Here is a 12,612-nt window from a genome sequence, read left to right as displayed (position 1 = left end):
TGTAGGTTGTTATTTTTTTCCGTGCGGTTTTTGTAAAGTGCAGAGGGGGAGAAGTCATTGCTTAACAATCGAAATGTGTTACTTTGCGTGAGCGGGGGCATCGCTGTTTATAAAGCCTGTGCGTTAACGAGCAAGCTGGTTCAGGCAGGAGCAAATGTCAAAGTGATTATGACTGAATCAGCTTGCCGATTCGTTTCACCGCTGACATTTCAGGCATTGAGCCGCCACGAAGTCTATACAGATACATTTAAAGAACAAAATCCAAGCGTCATTTCTCATATTGATGCCGCAGACTGGGCCGAATTGGTTATCGTGGCGCCGGCTACGGCTAATGTGATTGGAAAACTGGCAAACGGTATCGCTGATGATATGCTGACGACAACATTGTTAGCAGCAACGGCTCCCGTGTGGATCGCGCCGGCGATGAATGTTCACATGTATGACCATCCGGCAGTTAAACGAAATATCTCTGTTCTTTATCAGGATGGCTATCGTTTTATTGAGCCGAGCGAGGGTTATTTAGCATGCGGTTACGTAGGAAAAGGCAGATTGGAAGAGCCTGAAAATATCGTGAAGCTAGCCGAAAAGCATTTTGCTGAAGAAAAAATCGCTCCTTTAGAAGGCAAACATGTGGTCATTACAGCTGGCCCGACACGGGAAGCGATTGATCCTGTTCGATTTTTCACCAATAAATCAACGGGCAAGATGGGATACGCATTAGCGGAGGCGGCTGTCCAGCTCGGCGCACGTGTAACTTTAATCTCTGGCCCTGTTTCGCTGGATCAGCCGAAAGGCCTTGCTCAGTTTATCCCTGTTCAATCGGCTGCGGATATGCGCGAAGCGGTGCTCTCCGTGTATGACTCGAGTGATATTGTCATCAAAACAGCTGCGGTAGCCGATTTTACGCCGAAAACAGTATTTGACCATAAAATGAAAAAACAAGACGGCGGTATGACCCTGGAACTGGAAAGAACGGTCGATATTTTAAAAGAATTAGGCGAGAGAAAGAAGCAGCAGCTGTTGATCGGATTTGCAGCTGAAACACAAGACGTTGAACACTATGCCCGTAAAAAGCTCGCTGCCAAAAATCTTGATATGATAGTGGCAAATGATGTGAAAGCAAATGGGGCCGGTTTTGGTGCTGATACGAATATCGTAACAATTTTTTTCAAAGACGGGCGCAAACGCAAGCTTCCGATCATGTCGAAGCTTGATGTTTCTTTTGAAATCCTTCAGGAAATCGCAGCCCTCTTAAAACAAACCGGAGAGCGCTCATGAATTTTGCCGAAGTCATCGTTGATGTCAGCACCAAAAATATAGACAGGCCTTTTGATTACAAAATCCCAGACCATCTCAAAGGCATGATCAAAACGGGCATGCGAGTCATTGTCCCGTTTGGCCCCCGTAAAATTCAAGGGTTTGTGACAGCTGTGAAAGAAGCATCTGATCTCTCGGGGAAATCTGTCAAGGAGGTAGAGGATTTATTAGATCTTACACCTGTTTTGACAGAGGAGCTTATGAATTTGTCATCATGGCTGTCCGACAAAACGCTGTCTTTTAAAATAACGGCGCTTCAAGCGATGCTGCCTGCCGCATTAAAGGCGAAATATGAAAAAGAATTAAAGATCGCACACGGTGCCGATCTACCACCGCAAGTGGAACGGCTGTTTTCTGAAACAAAGACTCTTCTGTATTCGGATATACCCGATCACGATACGCTGAAACTGATTCAAAAGCATGTTCAAAAAGGCAGCATTGATGTGACGTATAAAGTTGCGCAAAAAACCAATAAAAAAATGGTCAGGCATATTCAGGCAAATGCCAGTAAAGAAGAGCTTAGCAAGCAGGCTGAGGGATTATCTCGCCAAGCAGCCAAGCAGCAGGCGATTCTTCACTTTTTCACCGCTGAGCCGGAAGGGGTGAAAATCCCTGCAGCGGATTTGTGCAAAAAAACGGACGCGAGCTCTGCGACCATCAAAACCCTTATCCAAAAGGGGCTTTTGAAGGAAAGCTATGAAGAGGTTTACAGAGATCCTTATCAGGACAAAATATTCAAAAAAACAGAGCCGCTCCCGCTGACAGACGAACAGAGCGCTGCCTTTCAGCCAATACGCCAGACGTTGGACAACGATGAACATAAAGTGTTCCTTCTTCACGGCGTAACAGGCAGCGGAAAAACAGAGATTTATCTGCAATCAATTGAGAAAGTACTGGCGAAAGGAAAAGAAGCCATCGTACTCGTACCGGAAATCTCGCTGACGCCACAGATGGTCAATCGCTTCAAGGGCCGTTTCGGCTCTCAGGTGGCAGTCATGCACAGCGGATTATCCACAGGGGAAAAATATGATGAGTGGCGTAAAATCCACCGGAAGGAAGTCCGGCTTGTCGTCGGCGCCAGATCGGCTATTTTTGCACCGTTTGAAAATCTCGGAATGATTATCATCGATGAAGAGCATGAGTCCTCTTATAAACAAGAAGAAATGCCGCGCTATCATGCGAAAGAGGTGGCGATCAAGCGGGCTGAGCATCACAGCTGTCCTGTTGTGCTGGGCAGCGCTACGCCGACATTAGAGTCATATGCACGGGCGCAAAAGGGTGTGTACGAGCTTCTTTCGCTGAAGCACCGCGTTAATCATCAGGTGATGCCTGAGGTTTCGCTTGTTGATATGAGAGAGGAGCTCAGAAGCGGCAATCGCTCAATGTTTTCAGTTGAATTGATGGAAAAGCTTGAAGAAACGATTGCCAAGGGCGAGCAGGCTGTGCTGTTTTTAAATAAAAGGGGCTATTCTTCCTTTGTGATGTGCAGGGATTGCGGATATGTCCCGCAATGCCCGCACTGCGACATTTCCATGACGTATCATCGTTATGGCCAAAGGCTGAAATGCCATTATTGCGGACATGAAGAGCCTGTCCCGCATACTTGTCCAGAATGTGCAAGCGAGCATATCCGCTTTTTCGGGACGGGGACACAGCGTGTGGAGGAAGAGCTGACAAAAGTGCTGCCAAATGCGAGAGTGATTCGAATGGATGTTGATACGACTTCAAGGAAAGGCGCCCATGAAAAATTATTGTCAGCTTTCGGAGAAGGAAAAGCGGATATTCTTCTCGGAACGCAAATGATTGCGAAAGGGCTTGATTTTCCGAATGTCACACTTGTCGGAGTGTTAAGTGCTGATACAACACTCCATATTCCTGATTTCAGATCGGCCGAAAAAACATTTCAGCTGTTAACGCAAGTCAGCGGCCGGGCAGGCAGGCATGAAAAACCCGGCCATGTCATCATTCAAACGTACACACCGTCCCATTACAGCATCCAGCTGACGAAGACGCACGATTATGAAACGTTCTATCAGCATGAAATGGCTCACAGGAGAGAGCAATCCTATCCGCCTTATTACTATTTGGCTCTTGTGACTGTTTCTCATGAAGAAGTAGCGAAAGCAGCTGTTACGGCTGAAAAAATCGCTCACTTTTTGAAAGCAAACTGCGGAGCTGACACGAAAATTCTTGGGCCAAGCGCGTCGCCGATAGCCAGGATCAAAGATAGATATCGCTATCAATGCGTGATAAAATACAAACAGGAAACCCAGTTATCCGCTTTATTGAAGAAGATACTGGAACATTATAAACGAGAAATTGAACAAAAGCATGTAATGATTTCAATTGATATGAATCCTTATATGATGATGTAAGATCTCACGTCTTGGAGGGTAACAAATTGGCAGTAAAAAAGATCGTCACACATCCAGCGGAGGTTTTGGAAACACCGACGGAAAGCGTGACTGTTTTTGATAAAAAGCTAAAAAAACTGTTGGATGATATGTACGACACCATGCTTGAAATGGATGGTGTCGGACTGGCAGCGCCGCAAATCGGCATCTTAAAAAGAGTGGCTGTCGTAGATATCGGGGATGACAGCGGCAGAATTGATCTCGTTAATCCCGAGATTTTAGAGAAAAGCGGTGAGCAAACCGGAATTGAAGGATGCCTGAGCTTTCCTGGCGTCTATGGTGATGTCACACGTGCTGATTATGTCAAAGTACGTGCGTTTAACCGTCAGGGAAAACCGTTCATTCTGGAAGCGCGAGGCTTTTTAGCGAGAGCCGTGCAGCACGAAATGGACCACTTAGACGGTGTGCTGTTTACATCTAAAATCAGTAAATACTATACAGAAGATGAACTAGCGGATATGGAAGGATGATTTGATGACGAGAATCGTATTTATGGGGACGCCGGATTTTTCAGTTCCTGTTTTAAGAACCCTGATAGAGGATGGTTATGAAGTAGTGGGGGTCGTCACACAGCCGGACCGTCCGAAGGGCAGAAAAAAAGTGCTGACTCCTCCTCCGGTAAAAGAAGAGGCACTGCGTCACGGCATCCCGGTTCTTCAGCCGGAAAAAGTAAGATTGAAAGAAGAAATTGAGAAAGTGCTGGCATTAAAGCCTGACCTTATTGTAACAGCAGCATTTGGACAAATTTTGCCTAAGGAGCTTCTCGACAGCCCGAAATACGGCTGCATTAATGTTCACGCGTCTCTTTTGCCGGAATTGCGCGGCGGTGCTCCAATCCATTACTCCATTCTGCAGGGAAAGAAAAAAACCGGGGTTACTATTATGTATATGGTAGAAAAATTGGATGCCGGCGATATGATCTCAAAAGTGGAAGTGGACATTGAAGAAACCGACAATGTCGGAACGCTGCATGATAAATTAAGCGTAGCTGGCGCGAAGCTATTATCTGAAACGGTTCCAAACGTCATTGCCGGCAGCATATCACCTGAAAAGCAGGATGAAGAGAAAGCGACATATGCGCCTAACATCAAAAGAGAGCAAGAGCTGCTCGATTGGTCAAGAACGGGTGAAGAGCTTTACAACCAGGTCCGCGGGTTAAATCCTTGGCCTGTTGCCTATACGACTCTAAATGGCCAAAACTTAAAAGTGTGGGCGTCGAAAAAAACACCCGCACCAACAAAAGCTGAGCCCGGCACAGTCGTTGCGGTTGAAAAGGAAGGGATTATCGTTGCCACAGGTAACGATACGGCCCTGTTATTAACCGAACTTCAGCCAGCCGGCAAAAAACGCATGAAAGGCGAGGATTTTGTGCGCGGCGCTCATGTTGAAGCTGGTGAAAAGTTAGGAGTAAACAATGAAAAAAAATAGTGTTCGTGATATCGCCCTTGAGGCGCTGATCAAACTAGAACAAAACCAGGCATACAGCAACCTGCTCCTGAAATCGGTCATTAAATCAAATGAACTGAGTGATCAGGACAGAGGGCTTTTGACTGAACTTGTCTACGGGACATTGCAAAACAAAATCGCGCTTGATTATATGCTCAAACCGTTTATTAATAAGCCTCAAAAAGTAAAGCCGTGGGTGATTCAGCTTCTTCGCCTATCCTTATATCAAATGGAGTATCTGGAGAAAATTCCAGACAGGGCTGCTATTCATGAAGCGGTCGAGATTGCTAAAATACGCGGACACAAGGGCATTGCTTCATTTGTCAACGGTGTGCTTCGTTCCATACAGCGCGAAGGTGTGCCAACCTTTGACGCCATTGAAGATCCTGTCCGCCGGTTGGCGACAGAGACAAGTCATCCGGAATGGCTCGTAAAAGAGTGGACGGATGCTTATGGATTTGATGAGGCTGAAAAGATTTGCCGCATCCATCTCATTCCGCCGAGGCAGACACTGCGTGTCAATCAAATGAAAGCAGATAGAGCGGATTTGCTTGATCAAATGGCTGCTGAGGGAATCGAAGTTGAAAATGGCGACCTCGCAGAAGACGCGGTGAAGCTCTTAAAGGGGTCAATCGCTGGAACTCATTTCTTCCAAAACGGTGAAGTTTCCATCCAGGATGAGAGCTCCATGCTCGTCGCCCGTGCCCTTGATCCTAAGCCCGGTGAAACGGTGCTTGACGCGTGTGCTGCGCCCGGCGGAAAGTCAGCTCATATCGGAGAATTAATGGAGAACAAGGGAAGCGTTACATCGCTTGATCTTCACAAACATAAAGTGAAGCTGATTAAAGAAGCGGCAGACCGGCTTGGCCTTACAATCATTGACGCGAAAACAATGGATGCGAGACAAGCAGGAGAAACGTTTGAAAATGGACAGTTTGACAGGATATTGGTCGATGCCCCGTGCTCAGGTTTTGGCGTGATCCGAAGAAAGCCGGACATGAAATACACGAAAAAGCCTGACGACAGCGCACGGCTTGCTGAAATCCAACTGTCGATCTTGAGGGAAATCGCACCATTAGTAAAAAAAGGTGGCACTCTTGTCTACAGTACGTGTACAATGGACCGGACAGAAAATGATGAAGTAATACATGCGTTTATACAAGAACATCCTGATTTTGAACCCGATTTGTCTCTTGAAAAGCGGCTGCCCGAAAAGGCGAGACCCTTTGTTCGGGATGGAAGGCTGCAAATCCTTCCTCATTATTTCGGAACAGATGGTTTCTTTATTTGCAGCATGAGAAAGAAGGGATAACAATGGCAGAACTTAAAAAAACAACAGCAAGAAAAGAATTGCGGACAGAGCGTCCGTCTATTTATTCTTTTGAATTAGATGAAATCAAACAATGGCTGACAGACAACGGAGAGAAACCGTTCCGCGCGGCACAGATCTTTGAATGGCTATATGAAAAACGCGTATCTTCTTTTGAAGAAATGACAAACCTGTCAAAGGATCTGCGTGAGAAATTAAGCACTCATTTTGTGTTAACAACGCTGAAAACGGCTGTTAAGCAAACCTCCCAAGACGGTACGATGAAGTTTTTGTTCGAGCTTCATGACGGTTATACAATCGAAACCGTTTTAATGAGACACGAGTATGGCAATTCTGTATGTGTAACGACACAAGTCGGCTGCCGTATTGGCTGTACATTCTGCGCGTCAACGCTCGGGGGTTTGAAACGAAACCTTGAAGCGGGTGAAATTGTCGCTCAAGTACTCAAAGTTCAAAAAGCTCTGGATGAAACGGATGAACGCGTCAGCTCTGTCGTGATCATGGGAATCGGTGAACCTTTTGATAACTTTAATGAAATGCTCGCTTTCTTGAAAATCATTAACCATGACAAGGGCCTGAATATTGGCGCTCGCCATATTACGGTTTCTACAAGTGGAATCATCCCGAAAATTTACGAATTCGCTGATCAGCAAATGCAGATTAACTTTGCGATTTCTCTGCACGCCCCGAATACAGAAATCAGAAGCCGTTTGATGCCGATTAACAGAGCGTACAAGCTGCCTGAGTTAATGGAAGCCGTTAAATATTATATTAACAAAACGGGACGCCGTATCAGTTTTGAATACGGGCTGTTCGGAGGCGTAAACGACCAGGTTGAGCACGCTGAAGAGCTTGCTGACTTATTGGAAGGAATTAAATGCCACGTGAACTTGATTCCGGTAAACTACGTGCCTGAACGGGACTATGTGCGCACACCGCGTGATCAGATTTTTGCTTTTGAGAAAACGCTGAAATCCCGCGGAGTAAATGTCACAATCCGAAGAGAGCAAGGCCATGACATTGACGCAGCCTGCGGTCAGCTTCGCGCGAAGGAGCGTCAAGACGAGACGAGGTGATGAGGGTTGTTAACAGCCTTAAAAACAGATACAGGAAAAATCCGCCAGCATAATGAAGATGATGCGGGGATATTCAAGGGGAAAGATCAATTTGTATTAGCGGTTGTCGCTGATGGCATGGGCGGCCATCTTGCTGGAGATGTTGCAAGCAAGATGGCTGTGAAAGCCATGGGGGAGAAATGGAATGAAGCAGAGGCGATTCCAGTTGCGCCTTCGGAATGTGAAGAATGGCTCATTGAACAGATTCTTGCGGTAAACAGCAAAATATACGATCATGCCCAAGCCCATGAAGAATGCCAAGGCATGGGGACGACGATTGTATGTGCGCTTTTTACGGGGAAAACGGTTTCTGTTGCTCATATAGGTGACAGCAGATGCTATTTGCTTCAGGACGATGATTTCATTCAGGTGACAGAAGATCATTCGCTTGTAAATGAACTGGTTCGCACTGGAGAGATTTCCAGAGAAGACGCCGAACATCATCCGCGAAAAAATGTGTTGACGAAGGCACTCGGAACAGACCAGTCAGTCAGCATTGACACACGTTCCTTTGACATTGAAGCTGGGGACAAACTGCTTCTATGTTCTGACGGACTGACGAATAAAGTGGAAGGCACTGAGTTAAAAGACATCCTGCAAAGCGATTCAGCTCCTCAGGAAAAAGTAAACCTGCTTGTGGACAAAGCCAATCAGAATGGCGGGGAAGACAACATTACAGCAGTTTTGCTGGAGCTTGCTTTACATGTTGAAGAGGGTGAAGATCAGTGCTAATCGGCAAGCGGATCAGCGGGCGTTACCAAATTCTCCGCGTTATAGGCGGCGGGGGAATGGCCAACGTGTATTTAGCTGAGGATATCATTCTAGACCGTGAAGTCGCAATCAAAATCCTGCGGTTTGACTATGTGAACGACAATGAGTTTATCAGGCGTTTCCGCAGAGAAGCCCAATCCGCATCAAGCCTCGATCACCCGAATATTGTCAGCATTTACGATTTGGGCGAGGAAGATGATATTTATTATATTGTCATGGAATACGTTGAGGGCATGACGCTTAAAGAATACATAACAGCAAACGGGCCGCTTCACCCTAAAGAAGCGCTGAACATCATGGAGCAAATTGTCTCAGCCATTGCTCATGCCCATCAAAATCAGATTGTTCACAGAGACATTAAGCCGCATAACATTTTGATTGACCACATGGGAAATATCAAAGTGACGGATTTCGGAATTGCGACAGCACTAAGTTCGACCACAATCACCCATACAAATTCTGTGCTGGGATCAGTCCATTACCTATCACCTGAACAGGCGCGGGGCGGTTTGGCAACAAAAAAATCGGATATTTATGCGCTTGGAATCGTTCTATTCGAGCTCTTAACCGGCCGTATCCCGTTTGATGGAGAATCGGCAGTCAGCATCGCCTTAAAGCATCTACAGGCGGAAACCCCTTCGGCGAGAAGGTGGAATCCGTCAGTACCCCAAAGTGTTGAAAACATCATACTAAAGGCAACTGCCAAAGATCCTTTTCATCGCTACGAAACGGCTGAAGACATGGAAGCAGATATCCAAACAGCTTTTGATGCCGACAGACTCAATGAAAAGAGATTTACGGTTCAAGAAGATGAAGAAATGACAAAAGCGATTCCTATCATTAAAGATGAAGAGCTCGCTAAAGCTGCTGGCGAAAAAGAAGCTGAATTGACATCCGCCCAAGACAACAAAACAAAGAAAAACGGCAAAAGAAAAAAGTGGCCGTGGGTTTTGCTCACGATATGCATCGTTTTCATCACAGCTGGAATTCTCGCTGTCACCGTTTTTCCGTCGCTTTTTATGCCTGAAGATGTCAAAATACCTGATGTCTCCGGAATGGAATACGAAAAGGCGGCAGACCTCTTGGAAAAAGACGGTTTGCAGGTTGATTCAGAGGTTTTGGAAATCTCAGATGAGAAAATCGAAGAAGGCCTGATGGTAAAAACAGATCCTAAAGCGGATTCCACAGTGAAAGAAGGCGCAACGGTCACGCTTTATAAGAGCACCGGAAAAGCTAAAACAGAGATCGGTGATGTAACAGGCCAAACGGTCGATCAGGCAAAAAAAGCCTTAAAGGACCAAGGGTTTAAACATGTAACGGTGAATGAAGTGAATGACGAGAAAAGCGCTGGCACTGTCATTGAACAGAATCCGTCAGCAGGGACTGAACTTGTACCGAGTGAAGATTCAATCAAACTCACAGTCAGTATCGGGCCCGAAGACATTACGCTTAGAGACTTGAAAACTTACAGTAAAGAAGCAGCGTCTGGATATCTGGAAGACAACGGACTGAAGCTGATCGAAAAAGAAGCATACTCAGATGACGTTCCAGAAGGACAGGTTGTCAAACAAAAACCAGCAGCAGGAACGGCAGTAAAGCCGGGAAACGAAGTTGAAGTGACATTCTCTCTGGGACCTGAGAAAAAACCTGCGAAAACAGTAAAAGAAAAGGTCGAGATCCCCTACGAGCCAGAAAATGAAGGGGACGAGCTTGAAGTGCAAATCGCGATTGACGATGCAGATCACAGTATCTCTGACTCTTACGAAGAATTTAAGATAAAAGAGCCGACTGAACGGACGATCGAACTAAAGATTGAACCTGGCCAAAAAGGGTATTATCAAGTGATGGTAAACAATAAAGTCGTCAGCTACAAAACCATTGAATATCCGAAAGATGAATAACAAGGAGGGAAAATATGCCTGAGGGCAAAATTATTAAGGCGCTAAGCGGCTTTTACTATGTACTCGATGAATCAGAGGATTCAGATAAAGTAATACAATGCAGAGGAAGAGGCATTTTCAGAAAGAACAAAATTACCCCTCTTGTCGGTGATTACGTTGTGTATCAAGCTGAAAATGACAAAGAGGGATATCTATTAGAAATTAAAGAAAGAACCAATGAGCTGATCAGGCCGCCAATTTGCAACGTTGATCAAGCGGTCCTTGTTTTCTCAGCGGTTCAGCCTTCTTTCAGCACGGCATTGCTCGACCGCTTCTTGGTTCTCGTTGAGGCCAATGATATTCAGCCGATTATATGCATTACAAAAATGGATCTGATTGAAGATCAAGATACACAAGATGCGATTCAAGCCTATGCAGAAGACTACCGGAATATTGGTTATGACGTGTATCTCACCTCCTCTAAGGACCAAGACAGTTTAGCGGACATCATCCCGCATTTTCAGGACAAAACAACGGTATTTGCCGGTCAGTCCGGTGTTGGAAAATCCTCGCTCCTCAACGCGATTAGTCCGGAGCTCGGTTTAAAAACAAACGAGATTTCTGAGCATTTGGGCCGCGGGAAACACACAACTCGCCACGTGGAGCTGATTCACACGTCCGGAGGCTTGGTTGCGGATACTCCGGGATTCAGCTCGCTTGAGTTTACAGACATTGAGGAAGAAGAGCTGGGCTATACCTTCCCTGATATTAGAGAAAAAAGCTCTTCATGCAAATTTAGAGGCTGTTTACACCTAAAAGAGCCGAAATGTGCGGTGAAACAAGCCGTTGAAGACGGGGAATTAAAGCAGTACCGCTATGACCATTATGTTGAATTTATGACGGAGATTAAAGACAGAAAGCCGAGGTATTAGCATAATGATAAAGGTTGCACCATCTATTCTTTCCGCTGATTTTGCCGCTTTAGGCAATGAGATTAAAGATGTAGAAAAGGGCGGAGCAGATTGTATTCATATTGATGTCATGGACGGCCATTTTGTCCCGAATATCACGATCGGTCCGCTGATTGTAGAAGCTGTCCGTCCGGTAACAGATCTGCCGCTTGATGTTCATTTAATGATAGAAGAGCCGGATCGTTACATCCCAGCTTTCGCGAAAGCGGGCGCAGATATCCTGTCTGTGCATGCTGAGGCATGTCCGCACCTGCACCGTACCATCCAGCTTATTAAAGAGCAGGGTGTAAAGGCCGGTGTTGTTCTAAACCCGCATACGCCTGTACAAGTCATCGAGCATGTTTTCGACGACCTTGATCTTGTTCTTTTAATGACGGTGAACCCGGGATTTGGGGGGCAGAAATTTATTCATTCCGTCCTTCCTAAAATCAAAGAGGTTAAGCGAATGGCGGATGAAAGAGGAAAAAAAGATCTGTTAATTGAAGTAGACGGCGGCGTCAACAAGGAGACTGCTCCGTTAGTTATTGAAGCGGGTGCAAATTTACTCGTTGCCGGTTCAGCTGTTTATGGCCAGTCCGACCGCAAAAAAGCAATTTCTGAAATTAGAGGAAGTAAATAAGCAGCAAAAAAAGAGCTGGGCGTACAGAGCCTAAGCTCTTTTTCCTGTATGCAGAGAAAGGAATCAGAGATGAAAACAATCAATATCGTTGCGGGAGGCCCTAAAGATCTCATTCCTGATCTAACCGGCTATATGGCTGAGCACATCCTTTGGATCGGTGTTGACAAAGGCACCGTCACTCTTTTAGATGCCGGGATCATTCCTGATGAAGCCTTTGGAGATTTTGACAGCATAACAGAGCAAGAACGTCTCCGAATTCAAAAAGCCGCTCCCGCACTCCATGTGTATCAAGCAGAAAAAGATCAAACAGATTTAGACCTCGCCCTTGATTGGGCGCTGGAAAAACAGCCGGATATCATTCAGATCTTCGGCATTACAGGCGGCAGAGCTGATCATTTTTTAGGCAACATTCAGCTTCTGTACAGAGGTGTAAAAACGAATATAAAAATTAGGCTGATAGACAAACAAAATCATATTCAAATGTTCCCTCCCGGTGAATATGATATTGAGAAGGATGAAAACAAGCGATATATCTCCTTCATACCGTTTTCCGAAGAAATACATGAGCTGACCCTGACTGGTTTTAAATATCCGCTAAATAAGTGTCATATTATGCTCGGTTCAACACTATGTATTAGTAACGAACTCATTCATTCACGAGGTACTTTTTCGTTTGCAAAAGGCATATTAATAATGATAAGAAGCACAGAATAGCATGTGCTTTCATTCATTTGCTGAAATCAATGAAC

General features: G+C 45.5%; 11 protein-coding genes. All 11 read left to right on the top strand.

Annotated elements, in window-relative coordinates; all coding sequences use genetic code 11:
• Positions 1–57: 57 nt before the first annotated feature.
• Entirely contained in the window at positions 58–1,278 is a 1,221-nt protein-coding gene (gene coaBC, locus RAC86_RS26940; protein ID WP_072566252.1) for a bifunctional phosphopantothenoylcysteine decarboxylase/phosphopantothenate--cysteine ligase CoaBC, read from the top strand.
• Positions 1,275–3,692 (top strand): primosomal protein N', encoded by a 2,418-nt coding sequence (gene priA / locus RAC86_RS26935; protein WP_072566253.1) that lies wholly within the window; start codon positions 1,275–1,277, stop codon positions 3,690–3,692. The genes coaBC and priA overlap by 4 nt, the downstream gene beginning before the upstream one ends.
• A 26-nt stretch (positions 3,693–3,718) precedes the next feature.
• On the top strand, positions 3,719–4,201 hold the full coding sequence (def, locus tag RAC86_RS26930) for a peptide deformylase (protein WP_014113751.1): 483 nt from the start codon (positions 3,719–3,721) through the stop codon (positions 4,199–4,201).
• A gap of 4 nt (positions 4,202–4,205) precedes the next feature.
• Positions 4,206–5,159 (top strand): methionyl-tRNA formyltransferase, encoded by a 954-nt coding sequence (gene fmt, locus RAC86_RS26925; RefSeq protein WP_013307976.1) that lies wholly within the window; start codon positions 4,206–4,208, stop codon positions 5,157–5,159.
• The gene (gene rsmB, locus RAC86_RS26920; RefSeq protein WP_072566254.1) at positions 5,146–6,489 is read left to right on the top strand and encodes a 16S rRNA (cytosine(967)-C(5))-methyltransferase RsmB; all 1,344 of its coding nucleotides are present in this window, start codon (positions 5,146–5,148) and stop codon (positions 6,487–6,489) included. Before fmt ends, rsmB begins: the two co-directional genes overlap by 14 nt.
• Positions 6,490–6,491: 2 nt before the next feature.
• Positions 6,492–7,583 (top strand): dual-specificity RNA methyltransferase RlmN, encoded by a 1,092-nt coding sequence (gene rlmN / locus RAC86_RS26915; RefSeq protein ID WP_072566255.1) that lies wholly within the window; start codon positions 6,492–6,494, stop codon positions 7,581–7,583.
• Positions 7,584–7,589: 6 nt separating this feature from the next.
• On the top strand, positions 7,590–8,354 hold the full coding sequence (prpC, locus tag RAC86_RS26910) for a protein-serine/threonine phosphatase PrpC (protein WP_003221533.1): 765 nt from the start codon (positions 7,590–7,592) through the stop codon (positions 8,352–8,354).
• A complete protein-coding gene (prkC, locus tag RAC86_RS26905) occupies positions 8,348–10,294 on the top strand; it encodes a serine/threonine protein kinase PrkC (RefSeq protein ID WP_072566256.1) in 1,947 nt (648 codons plus the stop codon). Before prpC ends, prkC begins: the two co-directional genes overlap by 7 nt.
• 14 nt (positions 10,295–10,308) lie before the next feature.
• The gene (rsgA, locus tag RAC86_RS26900; RefSeq protein WP_014113756.1) at positions 10,309–11,205 is read left to right on the top strand and encodes a ribosome small subunit-dependent GTPase A; all 897 of its coding nucleotides are present in this window, start codon (positions 10,309–10,311) and stop codon (positions 11,203–11,205) included.
• 4 nt (positions 11,206–11,209) lie between these two features.
• Positions 11,210–11,863, top strand: coding sequence for a ribulose-phosphate 3-epimerase (gene rpe / locus RAC86_RS26895; protein ID WP_014113757.1), 654 nt, complete (start codon positions 11,210–11,212; stop codon positions 11,861–11,863).
• A 69-nt stretch (positions 11,864–11,932) separates the two neighbouring features.
• Positions 11,933–12,577, top strand: a complete 645-nt coding sequence (locus RAC86_RS26890; protein WP_072566257.1) for a thiamine diphosphokinase — start codon at positions 11,933–11,935, stop codon at positions 12,575–12,577.
• Positions 12,578–12,612: the final 35 nt, after the last annotated feature.

It is taken from the genome of Bacillus sp. LR_5, from assembly GCF_042709275.1.
The sequence above is the reverse complement of the archived record's forward strand: the minus strand, read 5'-3'. Positions and strand labels throughout refer to the sequence as shown.